The organism is Flavobacterium sp. 1 (assembly GCF_002797935.1).
Taxonomy (GTDB): domain Bacteria; phylum Bacteroidota; class Bacteroidia; order Flavobacteriales; family Flavobacteriaceae; genus Flavobacterium.
The window spans coordinates 2,026,271-2,051,029 of sequence record NZ_PGER01000001.1 but is presented as its reverse complement, the minus strand read 5'-3'; the positions used below and the strand labels follow the sequence as shown (position 1 = coordinate 2,051,029).

Annotated in this window: 15 protein-coding genes and 3 tRNA genes; 11 read left to right on the top strand and 7 right to left on the bottom strand. The window is 33.9% G+C overall.

Annotation, left to right across the window (positions count from 1 at the left end; genetic code table 11):
* Positions 1-13: 13 nt before the first annotated feature.
* Both CLU83_RS08215 and thrA read right to left on the bottom strand, forming a co-directional pair.
* Complete coding sequence (locus CLU83_RS08215; RefSeq protein ID WP_100431150.1) at positions 14-934, bottom strand: homoserine kinase; 921 nt, start codon at positions 932-934, stop codon at positions 14-16.
* 66 nt (positions 935-1,000) lie between these two features.
* Positions 1,001-3,448, bottom strand: coding sequence for a bifunctional aspartate kinase/homoserine dehydrogenase I (gene thrA, locus CLU83_RS08210; protein ID WP_100431149.1), 2,448 nt, complete (start codon positions 3,446-3,448; stop codon positions 1,001-1,003).
* A gap of 823 nt (positions 3,449-4,271) precedes the next feature.
* Between thrA and hutH the strand changes: the two genes are divergently transcribed.
* From hutH to CLU83_RS08190, 4 genes are all read left to right on the top strand, one after another.
* On the top strand, positions 4,272-5,786 hold the full coding sequence (hutH, locus tag CLU83_RS08205) for a histidine ammonia-lyase (protein ID WP_100431148.1): 1,515 nt from the start codon (positions 4,272-4,274) through the stop codon (positions 5,784-5,786).
* Positions 5,787-5,836: 50 nt separating this feature from the next.
* Entirely contained in the window at positions 5,837-6,481 is a 645-nt protein-coding gene (locus CLU83_RS08200) for a DUF47 domain-containing protein (RefSeq protein ID WP_100433675.1), read from the top strand.
* 30 nt (positions 6,482-6,511) lie between these two features.
* Positions 6,512-7,861: an inorganic phosphate transporter gene (locus CLU83_RS08195; RefSeq protein WP_100431147.1), complete on the top strand. Its 1,350-nt coding sequence runs from the start codon at positions 6,512-6,514 to the stop codon at positions 7,859-7,861.
* Between the two features lie 76 nt (positions 7,862-7,937).
* Positions 7,938-8,459 (top strand): GNAT family N-acetyltransferase, encoded by a 522-nt coding sequence (locus tag CLU83_RS08190; protein ID WP_100431146.1) that lies wholly within the window; start codon positions 7,938-7,940, stop codon positions 8,457-8,459.
* Positions 8,460-8,555: 96 nt separating this feature from the next.
* On the opposite strand, the gene CLU83_RS08185 is transcribed toward CLU83_RS08190, so the two are convergent.
* The 3 genes from CLU83_RS08185 to CLU83_RS08175 form a co-directional block, all read right to left on the bottom strand.
* Complete coding sequence (locus tag CLU83_RS08185; RefSeq protein WP_100431145.1) at positions 8,556-9,071, bottom strand: DUF421 domain-containing protein; 516 nt, start codon at positions 9,069-9,071, stop codon at positions 8,556-8,558.
* 69 nt (positions 9,072-9,140) lie between these two features.
* On the bottom strand, positions 9,141-10,511 hold the full coding sequence (gene rimK, locus CLU83_RS08180) for a 30S ribosomal protein S6--L-glutamate ligase (RefSeq protein WP_100431144.1): 1,371 nt from the start codon (positions 10,509-10,511) through the stop codon (positions 9,141-9,143).
* 140 nt (positions 10,512-10,651) lie between these two features.
* Entirely contained in the window at positions 10,652-13,198 is a 2,547-nt protein-coding gene (locus CLU83_RS08175) for an ATP-dependent Clp protease ATP-binding subunit (RefSeq protein ID WP_100431143.1), read from the bottom strand.
* A 262-nt stretch (positions 13,199-13,460) separates the two neighbouring features.
* On the opposite strand from CLU83_RS08175, the gene gyrA reads away from it, so the two are divergent.
* The 3 genes from gyrA (at position 13,461) to CLU83_RS08160 (ending at position 19,024) form a co-directional block, all read left to right on the top strand.
* Positions 13,461-16,106: a DNA gyrase subunit A gene (gene gyrA / locus CLU83_RS08170; RefSeq protein WP_100431142.1), complete on the top strand. Its 2,646-nt coding sequence runs from the start codon at positions 13,461-13,463 to the stop codon at positions 16,104-16,106.
* A 40-nt stretch (positions 16,107-16,146) separates the two neighbouring features.
* Complete coding sequence (locus tag CLU83_RS08165) at positions 16,147-17,415, top strand: tetratricopeptide repeat protein (protein ID WP_100431141.1); 1,269 nt, start codon at positions 16,147-16,149, stop codon at positions 17,413-17,415.
* 544 nt (positions 17,416-17,959) lie between these two features.
* Positions 17,960-19,024 carry a hypothetical protein gene (locus CLU83_RS08160; protein ID WP_100431140.1) on the top strand — a complete coding sequence of 355 codons (1,065 nt, stop codon included), beginning with the start codon at positions 17,960-17,962 and terminating at the stop codon, positions 19,022-19,024.
* A 115-nt stretch (positions 19,025-19,139) separates the two neighbouring features.
* On the opposite strand, the gene CLU83_RS08155 is transcribed toward CLU83_RS08160, so the two are convergent.
* Both CLU83_RS08155 and CLU83_RS08150 read right to left on the bottom strand, forming a co-directional pair.
* Positions 19,140-19,901, bottom strand: coding sequence for a C40 family peptidase (locus CLU83_RS08155; RefSeq protein WP_100431139.1), 762 nt, complete (start codon positions 19,899-19,901; stop codon positions 19,140-19,142).
* A gap of 103 nt (positions 19,902-20,004) precedes the next feature.
* Complete coding sequence (locus CLU83_RS08150; protein WP_100431138.1) at positions 20,005-21,189, bottom strand: acetyl-CoA C-acyltransferase; 1,185 nt, start codon at positions 21,187-21,189, stop codon at positions 20,005-20,007.
* A gap of 521 nt (positions 21,190-21,710) precedes the next feature.
* Between CLU83_RS08150 and CLU83_RS08145 the strand changes: the two genes are divergently transcribed.
* From CLU83_RS08145 to CLU83_RS08130, 4 genes are all read left to right on the top strand, one after another.
* Positions 21,711-21,797, top strand: a tRNA-Ser gene (locus CLU83_RS08145).
* Between the two features lie 15 nt (positions 21,798-21,812).
* Positions 21,813-21,887, top strand: a tRNA-Pro gene (locus CLU83_RS08140).
* 32 nt (positions 21,888-21,919) lie between these two features.
* Positions 21,920-21,993, top strand: a tRNA-Arg gene (locus tag CLU83_RS08135).
* Between the two features lie 537 nt (positions 21,994-22,530).
* Entirely contained in the window at positions 22,531-24,627 is a 2,097-nt protein-coding gene (locus CLU83_RS08130) for an alpha-L-fucosidase (protein WP_100431137.1), read from the top strand.
* Positions 24,628-24,759 lie beyond the last annotated feature (132 nt).

Here is a 24,759-nt window from a genome sequence, read left to right as displayed (position 1 = left end):
TATTTACTTTTTATTAAATAATTTTCATTCCTTCGTCATTCACTTTGGAAACGTGAATTTCATAAGGCAAATTCATTTCTTCGTAAACAGCGCTCATGGCTTTGGCGATTTTATCGGCGTTTTCTTTTCCTTTGCTTAAAGCAAAAATAGAAGGTCCAGAACCCGAAATTCCAGAACCCAAAGCTCCATTTTCATAAGCGGTTTGCTTGATTAAATCAAATCCAGGAATCAGCATACTGCGAATTGGTTCTATGATTTCGTCGTGCAAAGAACGACCTATTAACTCATAATCCTGAGTGTAAAGGCCGGCTATTAATCCGCCTACATTTCCCCATTGGGTAATGGCGCTTTTTAGAGAAACAGTTTGTTTCAAAACCGAACGAGCATCTGATGTTTTCAGCTCAATTTGAGGATGAACGACCGTAGCATATAATTCAGAAGGGCTGTCAATTTTGATGATATCCAAAGGATTTGAGCTTCGAACCAATGTAAAACCACCCAAAAGGGCAGGGGCAACATTGTCGGCATGAGCATTTCCGCTGGCTAATTTTTCGCCCTGCATGGCAAATTTCACCAATTCTTTTCGGGTGAAAGGTCGTCCCAACAATTCGTTGATACCAAAAACAGCACCTGCTGAACTGGCTGCACTGCTTCCAATTCCGCTTCCTGCCTTGATGTGTTTGTAGATTTCGATTTCAAAACCAAATTCGGTTTCTACTTCTTCCAGCATCGCCAGAGCTGCAACTCCCGCAACATTGTTTTCGGTTTCCAACGGTAAATCGGCACCTACTATTTTAGTAATGCGTACTCCTTTTACATCCGATTTGCGAACAATCATTTCATCGCCTGCAGTAGCCAAGCAAAGTCCGAGTACATCAAAACCACACGAGAGATTCGCGATGGTAGCGGGGCAAAATAGTTTTATTTCAGTCATATATATTGTTGTTGTTTGTTGATGCGCATTCCGTAGAGACGCACTGCAGTGCGTCTCTACATAATATTACACATTTCCTATTCTAATCACATCGGCAAAAATTCCAGAAGCAGTAACCGCAGCACCAGCACCAGCTCCTTTTATCAATAGAGGCTGATCAACATAACGGTCAGTGTAGAATAAAACGATATTGTCTTTTCCTTCCAAATTATAAAACGGATGATCTTTTGGAATGAATTGTAAACCTACGCTCGCTTTTCCGTTTTCAAATTGAGCCACAAATTTTAGTCGGCTTTCTTTTTCATTGGCTTCTGCTAAAATAGATTCGAAGTGTCTGGCATGCTCTTTTAATGAAGCGAAAAAAGCATCATTATTAGTAGTTCCCATACATGCTGCCGGAAGAAAAGATTTGTTTTCAATGTCTTCAATTTCCATTTGGTAGCCGCTCTCACGAATCAAAATCAGAATCTTTCTGGCTACGTCAATTCCGCTTAAATCTATTTTCGGGTCGGGTTCTGTAAAACCTTGAACTCCAGCTTCTTTAACCACGTCATGAAAAGTATTGTTTTTATCAAAATTGTTAAAAATAAAATTCAAACTACCTGACAAAACGGCTTGAATTTTATGTACTTTATCACCAGAAGCGATTAAGTTTTTTACCGTATCGATGATTGGCAATCCTGCCCCGACATTAGTTTCAAAAAGGAAAGGCGCATTGAATTTACGGGATAAACTTTTTAGGTTTTTATAATTATCATAAGCCGATGAACAGGCAATTTTATTGCAGGTTACTACAGCTACATTTTGTTTTAAATACTGTTCGTAAGTTTTAGATACTTCTTTATTGGCAGTAATATCTACAAAAATACTGTTGCGTAAATTGAGGGCTTTTACTTTCGAAATGAATTCTTCTTTATTGGCAGTTTCTCCTTTTTCTAAAAGAGATTGCCATTCTTTTAATGAAATTCCATCTTCGTCAAAATGCATTTTTCTGGAATTAGAAACTGCAATAACTCTAAGGTTTATTTTTAAATTCTCTTTTAGGAATTTCTTTTGCTGGTGGATTTGCTCGATGAATTTTTCACCCACATTTCCAACACCCATTACGAAAAGGTTTAACTGTTTAGTGTTTTCTTCAAAGAAGTTTTCATGTAATGTATTCAGTGCTTTTTTAACGTCTCTTTCGTTAATCACTACAGAGATGTTTCTTTCGGAAGCACCTTGAGCAATCGCACGAATATTAACGTTGTTTTTTCCTAAAGTGCTAAACATTCTGCCGCTTAAACCTTGGTGATTTTTCATATTTTCGCCAACCAAAGCAATAATACAAAGGTTTTGTTCAACAATACATGGATCTATTTTGTTTTGTGCGATTTCATTCTGAAAAGCTTTATTGATCGCGTTTTCAGCAGTTTCAGCATCCGAATTCAAAATACCAATACATATAGAATGCTCTGATGAAGCTTGAGTAATAAAAATCACATTGATGCTTTCATTAGATAATACTTCAAATAATCGCTTAGAAGAACCGGCAACGCCAATCATTCCAGAACCCTCTAGGGTAATCAAAGTAATATTGTCGATATGAGTAATCCCTTTGACTGGGTTTACATGCTCAGTAATCTTATTAGAAATCAAAGTTCCTTCGGCTTGTGGCTCGAAAGTATTTTTGATTATAATTGGAATGCTTTTTCTTAAAACTGGCTGAATTGTTGGCGGATACAATACTTTGGCACCAAAATGAGACAATTCCATAGCTTCCTGATATGATATTGTAGCAATAGGCTGCGCTTGTTTTACAATTTTTGGATTGGCAGTAAACATTCCGTTTACATCTGTCCAAATTTCTAAATCAGTAGCATTTAATGCTCCTGCAATAATTGCAGCTGTATAATCTGATCCACCGCGGCCCAAAGTCGTAATAATGCCATCTTCAGAAGTGGCGATAAAACCTGGCATTACAACTACTTGATTTTCATTCGATGCAAAAAAATCTGCAATCAGTTGGTTTGAAAGTTCAAAGTTAACTGCAGCTTTTCCAAAATGATTATTGGTTTTAATCAATTCGCGGCTGTCTTTATAACTGCTGTTTTTAAGTTTTTGCTTTAAAGCTTCGGCAATGATGTAGGAAGATAATAATTCCCCAAAACTTAAGATGGTATCCAAAGTTCTTGGTGACAATTCACCCAAAAGAAAACATCCGTCAAGCAATGTTTCCAAGTGATTTATGATTCTTTTAATATGGCTTAATAAACCGCTTTGCTCGCTTACAGGAATAAGCTGCTTAAGTGCTTCTAAATGTTTTTTCTCAATTTCGGTAACAATTTCTTTAAAACTCTCATCATTGGAAGCCGCTTTCGAAGCAGCTAACTGTAATAAATCGGTTACTTTGCTTAAAGCGGATACTACAACAACAAGTTTTTCGGCTTGTGCTTTATTAAGGACTATGGCTAAAACTAATTTTATGTTTTCTGCATTGGCTACCGAAGTACCGCCAAATTTTAATACTCTCATAAGAAGTTTGTATTTGTTTTATGTAAATTTGAATCGCTTTTTTAATTGTTAGTATCTGAAAATCAGCGATTTTGTATTTTTATTTTTGATTGTAAAATGATTTCTATACACCCATGACTTTCTTTCTTTAAAGAAAAAAGTACAGCAACTGGATTATATGTAAAATGTATACCCCTAAGGGGTAGTAGTTGTAGTAGATGTAGTTGTAACAGCAAGAGCAACCCAAATTTGAGTTGTTATCGAAGGATGATATGTGCTGTTAAATTTCTTCATTTTGATTTTTCAAAAGTACTGTTTTTTATGAAAAAACAAAGCTTTATGGTTCGTTTTTGCGAATAGTTTAATAATTGAAATTCAATATTGATTCAAATTTAATATTGCGTAATTTATTTATTCGTTTATTGAGATTATCTTTGTTTTTAATTGAATTGCAATGCGGTTTTGATGCTGATTAAGGGTTCAAACATTGCCAGTTTAGGGTTAAAGACGATAATTTGGTCTTTATAAATTTTTAAAATGATAGTGAATTAAACTGAGTTTGATTATTTTTTTGAGCAGAATGATTAGGCATTTTCAGCTGGCATCGTCCCGCTCTCCGTTGTAATCTTGTTGCCTGGGGTTCGGGCAACAAGGATTTCCACTTCGATCGGGGCTAGTTAGGTTATATTGTGATTTTTCAGCATTTAAAACTCAGGTTTAAAGGATATTTCGGTTCTGAGTAAGCTTTTGGGTTTTATTTTGTCTCAGTTTTTAAATTATTGTTATAAAACATTGCTTTTTAATATGGATTTGTGGAATTTTGAACACTTAAAATCATTATGAAATGGATAATACACATTATATAAGTACCGAATTACTTTCTTTTGAAACGTTGCAGGAGATTATTTCGCACCATAAATTAGTTGCTCTTTCAGAGAATACAAAAACGAATATAATAAAGTGCAGAAAATATTTGGATGCTAAAATGGCTTCTCATTCGGAACCAATTTATGGTATAAATACTGGTTTTGGGTCACTTTGCAATGTAAAAATTTCAAATGAAAATTTGTCAAAACTTCAAGAAAACCTTGTAAAATCACACGCTTGCGGAACAGGTGAAGAAGTCCCAAATGAGATTGTAAAATTGATGCTGTTACTAAAGATTCAATCTTTAAGTTATGGTCATTCGGGGATACAGCTGCAGACAGTACAACGATTGGTCGATTTTTACAATAATGATATTTTACCTGTGATTTATACGCAGGGATCTCTTGGCGCATCTGGAGATTTGGCTCCTTTGGCCCATTTATCGTTACCTTTATTAGGAGAAGGAGAAGTCTGGTTTGAAGGTAAAAAGATAAATTCTAGTGAAGTATTGAAGCATTTTGGCTGGAAACCAATAGTGCTGCAGTCCAAAGAAGGTTTGGCTTTGTTAAACGGAACACAATTCATGAGTGCTTACGGAGCTCATATTGTAATGAAAGCAAATAAGTTTTCGTTTTTAGCTGATTTAATCGGAACTATATCATTGGAAGGCTTTGACGGCAGAATTGAACCTTTCAATGAACTGATTCATTATATAAGACCGCATAATGGACAAATTGCTACCGCAAAAAGAGTAAAAGAGTTTCTTGATGGAAGTGAAATCATTGAACAATCTAAAACCCACGTTCAAGATCCGTATTCTTTCCGTTGTATTCCACAAGTTCATGGCGCTTCAAAAGATGCTTTTGATTATGTAAAAAAAGTATTCAAAACCGAAATTAATTCGGTAACCGATAATCCTAATATATTTATAGAAAGCGATCAGATTATTTCTGGCGGAAATTTTCACGGGCAGCCTTTAGCTTTGGCTTTAGATTTTATGGCTATTGCTTTGGCAGAATTAGGAAGTATTTCAGAGCGCAGAACCTATCAATTGATTTCTGGACTGCGCAATCTTCCAGCTTTCTTGGTTGATAATCCAGGACTGAACTCAGGTTTTATGATTCCGCAATATACTGCTGCTAGTATTGCAAGCCAAAACAAGCAGTTGGCAACACCTTCAAGTGTAGACAGTATAGTGTCAAGCAACGGACAGGAAGATCATGTGAGTATGGGAGCGAATGGCGCTACCAAATGCTTGCGTGTTATGGAGAATTTGGAACGTATTTTAGCCATAGAATTGATGAATGCTTCTCAGGCAATTGAATACCGCAGACCATTGCAGTCAAGTGATTTTATAGAAATGTTTTTAAAATCTTACAGAGAAGTAGTGCCTTTGGTAAAAGAAGATCGAATTCTGCATTATGACATCGAGAAAACAGTGGCTTTCTTAAATAGTTTTCAAATTGAAGACGATTTGTTAACATTAGCTTAACATTGGCTTTAAATAATGAAGTAATTTTGCACTACATAAAATATAAACAAATGTCATTAAATTCTATTTTTCAATTTTTAGTTCCAAAAGACAAAAAATTCTTCCCTCTTTTCGAAGAAGCGTCAAGTAATTTAATTGAATTAGCTTCAAACCTGCACGAAGCTGTAAATCTTCCTCTAAAGGAAAGAGAAGTTCTTTTTATCAAAATAGATGAATTAGAACAAAAAGGAGAAGATATAACTCGTCAGACAAATTTAGAATTGAGCAGAAACTTTATCACTCCTTTTGATAGAGAAGATATTCACTCCTTGATTACGTCAATTGATTATGTAGCCGATTATCTTCATGGTGCAGCTTCAAGAATGCGTTTGTATCAAGTGGATAAAATCACGAAATCAATTCGTAAAATGACAGAAATCAACCTTGAGGCTTGTCAGAATATTGATGTTGCGGTAAAAGAATTGAAAAATTTGAGCAACATGAAAACGATTACCAACGCTTGTGCAAAAATTAACAAGCTGGAAAACAAATCGGATATGGTTTATAATAAAGCCGTTTTTGAAATTTTCGAAAATGAAACAGATGCCAAAAATATTATTAAATATAAAGAAGTATTGTCAGTTTTAGAATCTGCAACTGATAAATGTAAGAGTGTAGCTAGTGTTCTAGAATCTATCACAGTAAAACATTCTTAATTTAATCTAATTCATTCTGAAGATATTGATATGACTTTACTATTAATTATTATAGTTCTAGCATTAATTTTTGATTACATCAATGGTTTCCACGATGCGGCCAATGCTATTGCTACTGTTGTTGCTACCAAGGTTTTGTCTCCTTTTCAAGCGGTACTTTGGGCAGCTTTTTTTAACTTTTTAGCCTATTGGGTTTTTGGCTTGGGAGTAGCCAATACGGTTGCTAAAACGGCCGATTCAAGTCAAATTGATTTAGTAGTAATTCTTGCAGGTGTTGTTGCGGCAATTATTTGGAATTTAATTACTTGGTGGCAGGGAATTCCTTCTAGTTCTTCACATACTTTAATTGGCGGTTTTGCTGGTGCTGCGGTTGCGCATGCAATTTCGGTACACGGATTTTCAGACTATACTATCATTGAAGATGGAGTAAATCATACAAAACATTGGTATGATATTGTAAGTTGGTACAAAGCTGGAAAAGATGGCGGTATGCCTTCTGGAGTAGTGATTATCATTGCGTTTATTGTTCTAGCTCCTTTGTTAGGAGCATTCATGTCGTATTTAATTTCTATTTGGCTTTTAAATGCTTCTAGAAAAAGTATTCTGCCTAAGTTGTTTACTATCGGATTAATGATACTGTCAATTTGGTTTGTTTATTGCCAAATGGTTCCATTCGAAAAGATCGAAAAGCCTCGTTTTGAATCTTCTGTTTTTTGGAGTGTTGTATTCGAATCGCATAATATTAAATGGTTTTTGGTAGCTTTTATACTATTGTCTATTTCAACATTTGCTTTAGTGTTTAGCAGTTTGAATTTGCATAAAGCCGATGCGGTTTTGAAAAAAATGCAATTATTGTCTTCTGCAGCATTTAGTTTGGGTCATGGTGGAAATGATTCTCAAAAAGTAATGGGGATTATCGCGGCAGCTGTAGCAGTTTACATTAAAACTAGCGGTGTAGATATTATGCATCTTCCAGAATGGTTACAAGTAGTTCTTCCGGATGATGATAAAGGCATAAAAGGAGCAATGCCGGAATGGATTCCTTTAGCTTGTTATACTGCTATTGCGGTTGGAACATTAAGCGGTGGATGGAAAATTGTAAAAACAATGGGTTCCAAGATTACCAAAGTAACTTCTTTTGAAGGAGTAGCCGCTGAAACTGCAGGAGCTTTGACACTTTATTTTACTGAACATTTTAAAGTGCCGGTAAGTACAACACATACTATTACAGGATCTATTATTGGAGTAGGGTTAACAAAACGTGTTTCGGCAGTACGTTGGGGTGTAACGGTAAGTTTACTCTGGGCTTGGGTGCTAACAATTCCTGTTTCAGCATTATTGGCTGCACTAGTATATTGGTTTCTAAATATATTTTTATAAAATAAATAATACGATTATAAAAAAACCATTCGCAGACCGAATGGTTTTTTTATGCTTTAAATAATTGCAAAATAATATGAGAGAAAATAAAAAGATGGATAATTTAAAAATAATAGAAATTAAATCTGATCAAATTGAGCAATATAAAAACTTCTTGAATTCGGGACTTATAAATGATGAAGAAAATTTTCGCATAACACCTAACGATGACTTAAATGCGCCATTTCCAACAAAAGATAAGTCTGATAGTTTTACTCTTAGTGCTTATGTAGATAATGAGTTAGCAGGTGTAGTGAGTTTTGGGCGATATGGTTCAGATAGAGAAAAATTAAGGCATAAAGGGATTTTATTTAGAATGTATGTTTCTGAAAAGTTTCGTGGAAAAGGAATTGCTAAAATGCTTATTGAAGAATTGGTTGAACGGGTAAAAGGAATTTCAGACATTGAACAAATAAATTTGACCGTAATTTCAAATAATGAAAATGCAAAGAAGCTATACGAAAAGCAAGGTTTTGTAACATTTGGTTCTGAAAAAAATGCAATAAAGTGGAAAAATAAATATTTTAATGAAGATCAAATGACATTGAAACTTATATAGCGAATAGGTCTTTATTTTATGGAAAAAAACTTATTCGGTGATAAAAATTTAAGACACTGCTAACTGAACAGAAATCTAAGTGGAGTAATCAATTCTCTAATTTCCTTGGATTAAGTTTTTATGATTCTTTTTGCGTTTGTAGTGGGTTTGTTTTAAAGTATATTCACCAGTTATAATGCTAATGTTTCCATCAATTTCAAGCATTGCCAGTTTTACATCCTTAAAATATTCTATGCCATGTTCTCTCATGGCTTCTTTCAATTCATCTGAAGTGATGTCTAACTTGCTCAAGTTTTTGAAATCTAATGTTCCGTTGTGTATTAGGATTTCAGGTTTTTCAAGCATGAAATTGCTGAAATTTTTATACCGATATATCAATTTTTTTAGGATGAAATTAATTGCGAAAAGAATTGTCGCTGCTGCCAAACCTCCCCAAAGTGTTGTGTTGTTTCCTACCATTGCATTTTGCACGGAGTTGCTTATCAGTAAAATCAAAATTACATCGGCGGTATTGAGTTGCGATAATTCTTTTTTGCCAAAAACCCGCAACGCAATAACCATGAATAAATAGACAGCAGCACTTCGGATAACAATATCTAGATAGGGATTCATATTTTAGTGTTGAAAATTATTCAATTAGATTTTTCTATATTCTTTGCTCTTTTTTCTATTTTCTAAAATCTATTTTATCTTAAAATTCTTCTCAATAGCTTTTATCATTTCTCCAGCAATATCTTTATTGGTAGCGCCTTCGATTCCTTCAAGCCCGGGAGAAGAGTTTACTTCGAGTAATAATGGTCCTTTTGATGAACGAATAATATCGACTCCAGCTACTTTTAGATCCATGGCTTTGGCTGCTTTTATGGCAATCTTTTTCTCCTCTGCAGTAACTTTGATAATAGAAGCAGTTCCTCCTAAATGAATGTTTGCTCTAAATTCGCCTGGCATAGCTTCTCTTTGGATAGCAGCAACCACTTTACCGTCAATTACAAAACAACGAATGTCTTTTCCATTAGCTTCTTTAATGAATTCTTGAACTAATATATTGGCATTTAGGCTTTTGAAAGCATTGATTACACTTTCGGCTGCTTTTTTGGTTTCTGCCAATACAACTCCTTTTCCTTGAGTTCCTTCCAGTAATTTTACTATAAGTGGCGATCCTCCAACCATCTTTATTAAATTATCTGTATCCAATGGAGAATTTGCAAATCCTGTTGTTGGAATATCGACACCATGATTCAGCAGCAATTGTAAAGAATATAATTTATCTCTGGACTGCGTAATAGCTGTTGATGAGTTTAAGCAAAACACTTTTAGAGCTTCGAATTGCCGCGTTAAAGCACAGCCGTAAAAGGTAATGCTGGGGCGAATTCTCGGTATAATAGCATCAAATTGATTTAATATTTTTCCGCCACGGTAATGAATTTCGGGAGTTTTGGCATCTAACTTCATGTAGCATTCTTTGATGTTTAAAAAATGCATTTCATGGCCTCTCATTTCGCCAGCCTCCATTATTCTTTTGTTACTGTATAATTCAGGGTTGCTGGCTAAAAGACCAATTCGTAAGCCTGAACTGGCTTTCTCAGAGTTTACATATAATTCTTTTAAACTTTCGGGAGTTGGTTGTCCTAGAAGATATTTTTGTTCGGGATCAACAAGGATTCTTCCGCTCATGGCTTCTCTTCCCAAAAGCATTCGGAAACCCATTGAATCTCTATTGGTTAACGTCATTTCGATAGGCCATTTAGAATCGCCAATAGCTATACTAGTTTGAATCACATAACGATGTTCTCTAAAACCACTGGAGCTTTTTACGATACGTTTCCCTACTAATGGAGCTTCACAATGAATAACTGTTTTGATATTGTTTTGAATAGGATTGATGTCAAACTTTACCCAATTGGCATCGTTTTTTATAAATGGCGCAATATTAATAGCATGCAAAGCAGATGTTTTGGCACCAGAATCAACTCGGGCTTTAATTGTAGGAATTCCTAATTCTGGAAATGAGCACCATTCTTCGCTACCCAGTATAACTTTATTTTGTACCATAAATTAATTTTGGTTGATCTTTTATATAGAGTATCAAATGTAAATATTTGTTTTTAAAAAATACAATATTATCCTATAAAGAATAAACCCGTTATGTTATTAAAACGTAACGGGTTTGTTATGGATGTTTATATTTTAAATTATTGATTTGTAGGTTCTTCTGCTTTGTGAACTTTTATAGTTAACTCTTGTGAACCCTCTTCAATATCCATGAATATTTCGTCACCAGAAGTGATTTTTGAAGTGATAATTTCTTCTGCCAGAGCATCTTCAACATACTTCTGAATCGCTCTTTTTAAAGGTCTTGCTCCAAACTGTTTGTCGAACCCTTTATCCGCAATAAATGCTTTGGCTTCATCAGATAATTTCAATTGATACCCTAATTCATTAACACGGCTGTATAATTTTTTTAGCTCTATTTCGATAATCAAATTGATATCTTCTTTTTCTAAAGTGTTAAACACAATTACATCATCAATTCTATTTAAAAATTCAGGTGCAAAAGTTTTCTTTAAGGCATTTTCGATTATGCTTTTGGAGTTATCATCGGCTTGAGCGATTTTGGCAGCAGTGCCAAATCCAACTCCTTGCCCAAAATCTTTCAATTGACGGGCTCCAACATTAGAAGTCATAATAATAATAGTGTTCTTGAAATCAATTTTGCGGCCCAAACTATCAGTTAAATAACCATCGTCCAATACTTGAAGCATCATATTGAATACATCCGGATGCGCTTTTTCAATTTCATCAAGAAGTACAACACAATATGGTTTTCTTCTCACTTTTTCAGTCAATTGTCCGCCTTCTTCGTATCCTACGTATCCTGGAGGTGCTCCAACTAATCTTGAAATTGCAAATTTCTCCATGTATTCGCTCATGTCAATTCGAACCAATGCATCTTCAGAATCGAATAATTCTTTGGCAAGAACTTTGGCCAATTGAGTTTTACCAACACCAGTCTGACCTAAGAAAATAAATGAACCAATAGGTCTGTTTGGGTCTTTCAATCCGGCGCGGTTTCTTTGAATAGATCGAGCGATTTTTATAACAGCCTCATTTTGTCCAATTACTTTGTCTTGAATCAGCTCAGGTAATTTAGCCAGTTTATTGCTTTCAGTTTGTGCAATTCTGTTTACTGGAATACCAGTCATCATAGACACAACGTCGGCAACATTGTCTTCGGTTACCAATATTCTATTGGTTTTAGAATCTTCTTCCCATTGCTCTTGTGCTATGGCTAAATCTTTTTCTATCTTTTTCTCATCGTCACGAAGTTTAGCAGCCTCTTCATATTTTTGCTTTTTGACAACCAAATTTTTCAACTCGCGAACTTCTTCTAATTGTCGTTCTAAATCTAATATTTGTTTTGGAACGTCAATATTGGTGATGTGAACTCTAGATCCAGCTTCATCCAATGCATCAATAGCTTTGTCTGGCAAGAAACGTTCAGACATGTACCTATTAGTTAATTTAACACAAGCTTCAATTGCTTCTGGAGTGTAAATTACATTATGATGATCTTCATATTTGTTTTTTATGTTGTTCAAAATTGCAATAGTTTCTTCAACCGAAGTTGGTTCTACAATTACTTTTTGGAAACGTCTTTCAAGCGCGCCGTCTTTCTCGATGTATTGTCTGTATTCATCCAGAGTTGTAGCTCCAATACATTGAATTTCTCCTCTTGACAAAGCAGGTTTGAACATATTTGAAGCATCAAGCGAACCAGTAGCGCCACCGGCACCAACAATAGTATGAATTTCGTCTATAAAAAGAATGATATCATCATTTTTTTCCAACTCATTCATTACGGCTTTCATACGTTCTTCAAACTGGCCTCTATATTTTGTCCCAGCAACTAAACTGGCCAAATCTAGAGTTACAACACGTTTGTTGAATAATATACGGGAAACTTTCTTTTGAATAATACGCAAAGCAAGACCTTCAGCAATAGCTGATTTACCCACACCAGGTTCTCCAATTAATAGGGGGTTGTTTTTTTTGCGACGGCTCAAAATTTGAGAAACACGTTCAATTTCTTTTTCACGCCCAACAACAGGATCCAGTTTTCCTTCCTCGGCCATTTCTGTTAAATCTCTTCCAAAGTTATCAAGAACCGGAGTTTTTGATTTTTTATTAGATTTATTGGCTGGATTATTAAAACTGCCTTCTTTGAGACTGTCATCTTGTCCTGAATCATCATTATATGATTCGTTTTTTGGCAAGTTTTCTAAAAATTCTTCTTCGTTTGGAGTCATGTTGATGTATTGTTCTTTAGCTATGTCATAATCTATTTTGAGCTTATTCAATAGCTTGGTTGTAGGGTCATTTTCATTTCTTAAGATACACAGCAGCAGATGTGCTGTGCTAATAGAGGAACTTTGGAAAACTTTGGCTTCCAGAAAAGTCGTTTTCAAAGCTCGTTCGGCTTGACGCGTCAGATGTAAATTTTTCTTTTCTACACTGACATCAATGCTAGGGCTCGCTGGGCTTAGTATCTCAACCTTTCTCCTCAAATGATCAAGATCAACTGACAGGTTGTTCAGGATGTGAATTGCTTTACCATTTCCATCCCTCAGAATGCCAAGCATCAAATGTTCAGTACCTATAAAGTCATGTCCAAGACGCAGTGCCTCTTCTTTGCTATAAGTAATAACGTCCTTTACTCTAGGTGAAAAATTATCATCCATAATGTTTAAATATAGTTATGTAAATTTAGTAAACATGAAGTTTAAAAGCAAAAATCATACCTTATTAATCTATTAATGCTAATTGACAAAAAAAATGAAGAATAGAGACTTAAAAATAACTTAATTTATTAACTAAATGACGATAAAAATTTGTTAATAAATCGGATAAATTTATGCTTACTTTATGCCTGAAAAAATATTGAGAAAGCTTATATTAGCGGGATTTTTTAATACAAAATAATTTTAATTTAAGAATATATTTATGTCTGAAGGAGAAAAGTTAATTCCTATTAACATTGAAGATGAAATGAAATCAGCTTACATCGATTATTCGATGTCAGTAATTGTCTCAAGAGCGCTTCCTGATGTAAGAGATGGTTTGAAACCAGTACATCGAAGAGTACTTTATGGAATGTATGATTTAGGAGTAAACTCAAGATCTGCCCACAAAAAATCTGCAAGAATAGTCGGGGAAGTTTTAGGAAAGTATCACCCTCATGGAGATACCTCAGTTTATGATGCTATGGTGCGTATGGCTCAAGAATGGAGTATGCGTTATTTGTTAGTTGATGGACAAGGTAACTTTGGATCTGTAGATGGCGATAGCCCTGCAGCAATGCGTTATACTGAGGCCAGAATGAAAAAGATTTCGGAAGAAATTATGGCCGATATCGAAAAAGAAACAGTTGATTTCCAGCTTAACTTTGACGATACTTTATATGAACCAAAAGTAATGCCAACCAGAGTTCCTACATTATTGATTAATGGAGCAACAGGAATTGCTGTAGGTATGGCAACTAATATGCCACCACATAATTTAACTGAAGTTATCAATGGTACATTAGCCTACCTTGAAAATAACGATATTGAAATAGATGAATTGATGAATCATATTAAAGCTCCAGATTTTCCTACTGGAGGTGTGATATATGGTTATGAAGGTGTTCGTGAGGCATTTAAAACGGGTAGAGGGCGTATTGTTATGCGTGCCAAAGTTGGTTTTGAAGAAGTAGACGGCAGAGAATCAATCATCGTTACCGAAATTCCATATCAAGTTAATAAAGCTGATATGATTAAGCGTACTGCTGATTTGGTTAACGAAAAGAAAATTGAAGGAATTGCGAATATTCGTGACGAATCGGATAGAAATGGTATGCGTATCGTTTATATATTGAAACGTGATGCAACGCCAAATGTGGTTTTGAATACCTTATATAAATACACGCAATTACAATCATCTTTCAGTGTAAATAATATTGCATTGGTAAAAGGCCGTCCTCAAATGTTGAATCTAAAAGATATGATTCATTATTTTATTGAGCACCGTCACGATGTTGTTGTACGCAGAACTCAATTTGAATTGCGTAAAGCCGAAGAAAGAGCTCATATTTTAGAAGGTTTAATTATTGCGTCAGATAATATTGATGAAGTTATAGCGTTAATTAGAGGGTCTAAAAATATTGAAGAAGCTCGTGAAAAATTGATTGAGCGATTTAATTTATCAGATATTCAGGCTAGAGCGATTGTAGAAATGCGTCTGCGTCAGTTAACAGGACTGGAACAGGATAAATTAAGAGCTGAATACGAAGAGTTGATGAAGTTAATAGAGCATTTGAAAGCTTTATTAGCTGATGTAAATTTAAGAACGGCATTAATTAAGGAAGAACTTGAAGAGATTCGTGAAAAGTATGGTGATGAACGTCGTTCTCAAATCGAATATTCAGGAGGAGATGTTAGTATAGAGGATTTAATTGCAGATGAAAATGTGGTTATTACAATTTCTCATGCTGGTTATATCAAACGTACAAATCTTACGGAATACAAAACACAAAATAGAGGAGGAGTTGGTCAAAAAAGCGCAGGAACAAGAGATCAGGATTTCTTAGAACACATGTATGTGGCAACTAATCATCAGTACATGATGTTCTTTACTCAAAAAGGGAAATGTTTCTGGATGCGTGTTTATGAAATTCCAGAAGGAAGTAAAACGGCTAAAGGTAGAGCAATCCAAAACTTGGTAAACATCGAAAGTGATGATAAAGTAAAAGCATTTATCTGCACACAAGATTTAAAAGATAAAGATTATATCAACAGTCATAACCTTGTAATGGTAACCAAAAAAGGTCAGGTTAAGAAAACATCTTTAGAAAAATATTCTAAACCTAGAGTAAATGGTGTTGCTGCAATTACTATTAAAGAAGGAGATGAATTATTAGAAGCAAAATTAACTAATGGTGAAAGCCAAATCATTTTAGCTGTTAAATCTGGGAAATTAGTTCGTTTTGAAGAGACCAAAACACGTCCGATGGGAAGAACTGCTTCTGGAGTCCGCGGAATTACATTAAAGGATGATGCTGATGAAGTAATTGGTATGGTTACTGTTGATAAAGATGATATTAATGATTCACAAATTTTAGTTGTTACAGAAAACGGATATGGCAAACGTACCAAATTAGTTGATGAAGACGGTGAAGATGTCTATAGAATTACAAACCGTGGAGGTAAAGGAGTTAAGACCTTAAATATTACGGAAAAAACAGGAAAATTGATTTCTATAAATGCTGTAACAGATGCAGATGATTTAATGATTATCAATAAGTCAGGTTTAACAATCAGGATGGCTATTGAAGATTTACGCGTTATGGGGCGTGCAACTCAAGGAGTTAAGTTAATTAATCTGAAAGGAAATGATTCGATAGCGGCAGTTACTAAGGTAATGAAAGATGATGTTGCAGAAGTTATTGTTGATGAAGATGGAAATGTTATCGAGGCAGAAGTAATCGAAAGGGTGAAACCAGTACTTGAAGTACTTGAAGATGATGGTACTGCAGATGACGATGACAACGATTCTGAAGATGAAGTAGAAGAAGATGATTCAGATGAAGACGATACTGATAACGAGGAATAGTTACACAGTAATTGAATAAGTAAATATAAAATAAATTAATATGAAAAGTAGATATGTAATAATTGCGTCAGCATTATTTTTATCAGTAACGAGCTTTGCTCAAAAAAATGAAATTAAAGCTGCAGAAAAATTATTAAAAGACGGAAAGTCTGAAGAGGCAATTACTGTTTTGACAGGAGCTGAATATTTAACAACTAATGCTCCTGATGCTGAAAAGGCTCAGTTCTTATTTGTAAAAGGGAATGCGTATTTTGATTTATCTAATAAAAAAGTTGATGCGGATAAGAATTTGATTTTAGCAGCAAAAGCTTATCAGGATTTAATAGAGGCTGAAAAAGTTTCGGGTAAGGCAAAGTATTCTGCACAAGCGGCAACTTCAATCGTTCAGATTAAAGGAAAATTAGTTAATGGTGCAATTGAAGATACTAAAGTAAACAAAGATGCCGAGGGAGCTCAAAAACTTTACCAGGCTTATTTATTAGAAAAAAAAGACACTATAAATCTTTATTATGCTGCTTCAACTTATGTTAATGCAAAAGATTATGACAATGCTTTGAAACTTTATGAAGAGTTAAAAGTGCTGAATTATTCTGGAAAAGCAACTTATTATTATGCAGTTAATAAAGTGAATGGTCAAGAAGATTTTTTCAATACAGCTGCTGATAGAGACAGAATGGTTAAAATGGGGACTCATGAAAAACCAAGAGTTGAAAATGTGCCTTCTAAAAGAGGAGAAATATATAAAAATGTGGCTTTGATTTATGTGCAGCAAGGGAAAATTGATGAAGCTAAGAAGGCAGTTGCTGCCGCTAGAAAAACGAATCCAGATGATAATTCGTTACTGTTGACCGAAGCTAATTTGTATCTTGAAACGAAAGATATGGATACATATAAAAAATTAATCTCTGAAGCTGTAGAAAAAAATCCAAATGATGTTGATTTGATTTTTAATTTGGGTGTTATAAGTGCTCAAGCAAAAAATTATAGCGAAGCGGAAAAGTTTTATAATAAAGTTATAGAATTAAACCCAAAATATACTAATGCTTATATTAATATGGCGGCGATGAAGCTTGATGATGAAAAAAATATCATTGATGGCATGAATAAATTAGGCACTTCTGCGGATGATACAAAAAAATATAATATTTTGAAAAAGAAGAGAGAAGACTTATTTAAAAGTACTATTCCTTACTTACAAAAGGCAGTCGAATTAGACCCTAGTAATGCAGATGTTACTAAGACATTACTGAATGTTTATAGTGCTCTAGAAATGACAGCAGAATACAAAGCTTTGAAGGCTAAAATGTAAACTACTTTTAAAAAGATAATAAAATCCTGCTTGATAACCTCAGAGCAGGATTTTTTTTGTTTATGATTTTATGGAATCAAATAAAATCATTTACTAGGTCTGTTTAGTATTCTTATGATGGATTTATGTTTGAATAATGATTAAAAAAATCGAGAAATGGAGTTTTTTATGCTGTTTACGAAATCGTTATAATTAAATTAAAAAATTGTTTAAAAAAAACTTGTATTATCAATTTTTAATTTTATTTTAGATGAAAATTAAAATATTTGATAAAAAAAATGCAGTAAAAATACATTGTAAATTATATATTGTTAAAAAAAATGATTTTTCTAAAAAAATAATTAATTGAATGTCTAACCCCCATAACTATAAAATATGATAAAAAACTACGCTGCATAGTTGATTTTCATAATCGACTAAAATTTTGGATCCATATTTGAGAATATAGTTTGTGTGCTGAGAACCTTCGGTAATCAAATTGTTTATATTCTTTTTAAAATCTTAAACCAAAACCAAAACCTATAATAATCTAAAACTTAACCTAATGAAAAGAAAATTTGTAATACTATCAATAGTGTTATTGATAAATGTTTGTGTTAATGCCCAAAAAGGACAAATAAAAGAAGCTCAATCAGTTTTTGCGAGCGGAAAATCTCAAGATGCATTGGGAGTTTTAAAAAAGACAGAATATCTTATTGTTAATGCAAATGATGAAGATAAATCTGATTTTTATTTTTTAAAGGGAAATATATTAAAGGATTTAGCGACAAAAAACATTGATGCAGCTAATAATTTTTCATTGGCTTCTGAAGCATATCAGGAATTGATTAATGCAGAAAATGAAGCAGGCAAATATAAATATTCCTTACAGGCTAATACTGCATTAAAAGAGATGAAATCTAAACTGGTTAATGGCGCAGTTGATGATTTTAAAAATGGAAAATATAAAGAGAGTGCTGAAAAGAGCTACAAAGTTTATTTGTTTGATAAAAGAGATACTTTGAATTTATTTAATGCTGCTGCGGCAGCTATGACGGCTAAGGATTATGATTCTTCTATTAAATATTATGAAGAATTAAAAAAGATTAATTATTCTGGAAAAAGAATTATTTATTATGCTACTAATAAAAAAACAAAAGAAGAAGATGCTTTTGTTTCTGGTGGAGCGAGAGATTCAGGGATTACAGCAGGTCTTTATGAAAAGCCTAGAGATGAATTTTCTCCCTCTAAAAGGCTAGAGGTTAATAAGAATTTGGCATATATTTATTTGAGTAAAAATGATTTGGGAAATTCTGAAATTTGCTATAATAAAGTTATAGAATTGGATCCTAAATATATTGACGCTTATATTAACTTGGCTTATGTTAAATTAGAGTCTAAAAAAACATTGTTAGATCAAATGTCAGCTTTAGGCAATACTCCAAAAGAAATGGAGCAATATGATGTACTAAAAATTAAAAAAGATAATTTGGTTAAAAGTGCAATCCCGTATCTTAAAAAAGCATTGGATATTGATCCAAAAAATCAAGATGTTGTCAAATCGTTATTAAGTGTTTACCGTTCGTTAGATATGACTAATGAGTATAATGCGCTTAAGGCAGCTATGTAGAGTAAAAAAATGCTAGAAATATTATAGATTTTTTTTAAGGTAATCCTTTAATACTAATTTAAAACAAAACCATTATTTAATGAGATGTATAATCTTATTAAATAATGGTTTTGTTTTAAATTATTTTTTTAATTACTCTAAGTTTATGAGTGTGTTTGTTGCTTTCTGCATTATAGATTCCTAAGTGATCAAGACGGTCAATTCGTACTTTTCCGCTGGCATGAATAATATAGTTATTTTCCATAATGATTCCGACATGTGTGATATTGCCTTCGTCATTGTCAAAAAAGGCTAAATCACCTGGTTCGCTTTCTTCAATGAAACTTAACGCTTCGCCTTGGGTTGCCTGCTGCGAAGCATCTCTTAGCAGTTTGTATCCGTTAAGTTTGTATACCATTTGGGTAAACCCGGAACAATCTATTCCAAAAGGTGTTTTTCCTCCCCATAAGTAAGGTGCATTCAAATACATGAAAGCCGATGAGAGTAGATTTTTTTTGAGTTTTATGCCGCTTATTTTAGTTCCTTCAAAATCAAAATGATTAGTATTTATTTCTGGATAATTTAAAAATGACAAAGACGCTCCAAGCGGTATTGGAATTAATAAATTAGATGGAGCCAGAATGTATTCTATTAAATCGGCATTCAAAATTATAGCATCTGAGGAAAGCTGTTTATAGTTTGATTCGGTAATTATTTGAAATTGTTTAGTGTCAATCCAGCCTTCGTATTGGTCATATTGTGTTTTAATGCGAGTCCATTGGTTGTGCTGTTCCAAAACTTCAAAATGCTCTCCAAATAAAATTTGGGAAACAATTTCACTTTTATCACTGGCTTCTGCACGAAGTGGAATCATGGCTAAATTACAAATTCCAAACATTTATATAAATTAGATTAAAAATAAATACGAATCAAAAATGACCGTAAAAATAGTGATTTTCAATTCGTATTATTTAATTATTTTGTTTTATTTGAATGGGTATTTATGAAATATTTCTTTCTATAATTAAAGCCGATGCCCCGCCACCGCCATTACAAATAGCAGCTGCGCCATATTTAGCATTGTTTTGCTCTAATACATTTAGTAAAGTTACAATAATGCGCGTGCCTGAACAGCCAAGCGGGTGTCCTAATGATACAGCTCCTCCATTAATGTTTACTTTTTCATTGTTTAATCCAAGTATTTTTGAATTAGCTAATCCAACCACTGAAAATGCTTCGTTAAATTCAAAATAATCAATTTCGTCTAAAGTCAGATCTGCTTTTGCCAATGCTTTGGGAAGTGCCTTTGCAGGACTCGTTGTGAACCATTTTGGTTCTTGAGCAGCATCTGCATATCCTTTTATGAATGCTAAAGGTTTTAATCCTAAAGAAATTGCTTTTTCTTCACTCATCAAAATAACTGCGGCAGCTCCATCATTAATAGTTGATGCGTTTGCTGCTGTAACTGTTCCGTCTTTTGTAAATACTGCGTTTAATGTGGGTATCTTTTCTAATGATACATTGGTGAATTCTTCATCTTTTGAAATGATAATTGGTTCGCCTTTTCTTTGAGGGACGGCTACAGGTACTATTTCGTTATCAAATTTTCCTTCGCTCCAGGCTTTAGCGGATCGCTCGTAAGACTGAATTGCAAAATTATCTTGTTCTTCTCTTGAAATCTTGTATTCTGTTGCGCATAAGTCTGCCGAAACACCCATGGCATTGTTGTCGTAAGCATCAGTTAATCCGTCTTTTTGCATTCCGTCGACCATAGTATTGGGACCAAATTTAGTTCCGTTTCTCAAGTGCATATAATGAGGAATTAAACTCATATTTTCCATTCCGCCGGCAACTACAATTTCGGCATCACCACATTGAATTGCTTGTGTGCCCAGCATGATAGCCTTCATTCCCGATGCACAAACTTTGTTTACTGTAGTGCAGGCTACTTTAGTTGAAAGACCAGCGTAAATTGCTGCCTGACGGGCTGGAGCCTGTCCTACACCAGCTTGAATTACGTTACCCATGAAAACTTCATCAACTAAATCTGGGTCTAATTGTATTTTGTCTAAAGCTCCTTTTATAGCTATTGCTCCTAATCGCGGCGCAGGTACTGCAGATAAACCTCCCATAAAACTGCCGATAGGTGTTCTAACAGCAGAAACGATAACAACTCTTTTACTCATGTTTTATATGATATTGATTTTGTGTAGCAAATTTAAGTATTTTTTGGAAGATTAAAATTTTTTGTAATATTAAATTAGGATATATCTAATGAATATGTGTTTTAACCTGTATTTTTGAGTAAATTGTTAAAGTGTTCTTTTTTAAATATCGTATTTTAAAATATTTGAGAGTAATAGTATTTGAAGTTTTGTTTTATAAATTATTAGCTTATTTGTTAAGTCTTTCATTTTCAGAATTTAAAAATGTGATTAAGTAAAAAGACCTATTCTGACTTATTATTGTTTTGGATAAAGTGCTTTTTGGGCTGTATATTCTAAAATATGGAAGGGGAGTTCTGGTTAAGTTTTTGGTAGATGAGTAATTTCGTTTTGGTATTTTTTTATTGTCTGCTATATCTTTGATTGTGAAGTCATTTTGATGGAACACTAAAATATATTAAAAAAAAGTGCTGAAATAGTTGTGAGAAACGTAAACATGTCTTAAATTTGCAACCGCAAAACAGAACACGTTTCTTGAGCTTGGAGAGTTGCCTGAGTGGCCGAAAGGACTTGTTTGCTAAACAAGCGTATGGGTAACTGTACCAAGGGTTCGAATCCCTTACTCTCCGCTTAAATTTTGCTTTCGGGGTGTAGCGTAGCTCGGTTATCGCGCCTGCTTTGGGAGCAGGAGGCCGCAGGTTCGAATCCTGCCACCCCGACAAAACTTTTCCATAAAGTTTTAAAACAAAATGGACGCATAGCTCAGCTGGATAGAGCACCTGCCTTCTAAGCAGGCGGTCGAAGGTTCGAATCCTTCTGCGTTCACGAAAAGCCTCATAATCTTTTGATTTTGAGGCTTTTTTGTTTTTAGTTGCCAGTTTTTTTTTTTTCTAAATTAAATTCCAATTTGATTAATACATTCAAGTATATTATCTCAATAATTTATTGGTCTCAGATATAGTTTAAAACTATGTACTTTAGTGCATTTGCTTTAGCTTCTAAAAAATTTAGCCACAAATTGCACAAATTTTTACAAATTAATTAGTGCTAATTTGTGGCAAATAAATATGCACCGCAACCTTGCAGACTTTTAGTCTGCCAACCAAATCTATGGACTTTCAGTTCATAGTGATAGTGGTTTAGTTTGAAAGGCAGCACACAGGTGGTGTTTATAATGGCAAAAACTTAAGCTATTATGAATACAGTTATCAAAATCTACTTAGATATATTAATCCTAATAAAAAATAAACCGATGTGGTGAAAAAAACGTTGTTGGTCGAAATAGTATGAAATAGAATATTGATTTACTTTAAATTTATATTTTAATTAGCCTTAAAGGCAAAACATTAAATTTTAGACCTAATGAAAAATATTTTTTTACTGCTTAGTTTTTTTTTAATAGTAGCACCAATTTCTTCTCAGGAATTGGCAAAGTCTCCTGAGCCATTTAGTCCATTGCCAACACAAAAACAAGTTGATTGGCATGAAATGGAGTTTTATGCTTTTGTGCACTTTTCATTAAATACATTTACAAATAAGGAGTGGGGTTATGGAGAGGAGTCTCCAAAACTTTTTAATCCTACTAATCTTGATGTTCGTCAATGGGCTCGGATTGCTAAGGAAGCTGGCATGAAAGGAATTATATTAGTAGCAAAACACCATGATGGGTTTTGTTTATGGCCATCAGCTTATACAGAACGATCTGTAAAAAATTCTCCATGGAAAAAAGGCAAAGGAGATTTGGTTAAAGAATTAGCTGCAGCTTGCAAAGAGTACGATTTAAAATTAGGACTATATCTTTCTCCATGGGATAGAAATCATGCTGAATACGGCAAACCGGAATATATTGCGTATTTTAGAAATCAGCTGAAAGAATTGCTTACTAATTATGGTGATGTTTTCGAAATGTGGTTTGATGGTGCCAATGGTGGTGATGGTTATTATGGCGGAGCAAATGAAATCCGAAAAATAAATACCCTTGAATATTACAATTGGGATGAAACCTATAAACTAATTTATAAAACAGCACCAAAAACTTTGGTATGGGGAGTTGGTCCTTCAGAAGCCAGATGGATTGGCAATGAAGAAGGCCGTGCCGGAAAAACAAATTGGAGTCTTTTACGTCAGAAAGATGAATTGGCAGGAAAAGTACATTATACCGAGTTCATGTCCGGGCATGAAGATGGAGAAAAATGGGTTCCTGGTGAAGCCGACGTATCAATAAGACCAGGATGGTTTTATCATGCTGTTGAAGATGACAAAGTACGCTCACTCGATGAAATGGTAGACATTTATTATGAATCAGTAGGTCGCAATGCTAATTTATTGCTTAATCTGCCTGTAGACAAAAGAGGATTGGTTCATAAAAATGACGAAGCCAGACTAAAAGAACTGGTTGCAACCATAAAAGAAGATTTTAAAACCGATTTATTAGCATCAAGCAAAGTAGCAGCAGATAATAACAGAGGCAGCAGTAATGAATTTGCTGCCAAAAATGTAGTTGACGGAAATAAAGATACTTATTGGGCTACAGATGATAATGTAAAAACAGCTTCAATTGTTTTTGATTTTGATAAGCCTACAGCTATCAATCGGATTCTGCTTCAGGAGTATATAAAATTAGGACAACGCATCAAAGCTTTTACTGTAGAAGCAAAAATTGACGGACAATGGAAAACTATTGCCAACGAAACTACTATCGGCTATAAAAGAATTTTAAGAATAGACCGCGTTACGGTTTCTGCACTTAAAATAAATATTATTGATGCAAAAGCGAGTATTGTAATTTCGAATATTCAGGCTTATAATGCACCAACTTTTGTGCGGGCTCCGGAAATTCAGCGTGATAAAAATGGAAATGTATCTATGAAATCTGAAGAGGGAAATAGTATTTATTATACTATTGATGGTTCTAAGCCGTCTGTAAAAAGTACATTATATAAAGGTGTTTTTAAATATAATAAAGCAGTTCAGATAAAAGCGATAGCGATCAATAACAAAGAAAACATTAGCAGTGCAGTTTCAGCAGCAAAATATGGCATTTCTAAAGAAAAATGGAAAGTTGTTACCGCATCAAACGGCGATATGAATTCGGTAAATAGAATTATAGACGGAAATCCAGATACAGACTGGAGTTTTAGAAGCGACAGCAATAATCTATCGCAAGAAGTAGTAATTGATATGGGAGCTATTCTGAAAATAACAGGGTTTACTTATGTTCCGCAACAAGTGGGTAACAACCTTAATTTAATATCCAAATATGAATTCTATACAAGTTTAGATAATATAAAATGGACGATACAATCTCAGGGTGAATTTTCAAATATTAAAAACAATCCCATCGAGCAAGTAAAAACATTTGCTGAAACTAAAGCAAGATACCTGCGCTTTGTAGCTAAATCAACTGAAGGAAAAGGTCAGACATTTTCCATTAGCGAAATAAATGTGATCGAAAAGTAAATATAAACGAAGCTTAACTTGGTATCGATTTTTTTTAAAGTTTCTGCTTGTGTCTTTTGCCGAAGTTAACAGGTTATTAGTCGAATTTTTAATTCTGCAGATGGACTAATTCTTAATTTTATACTATAATAA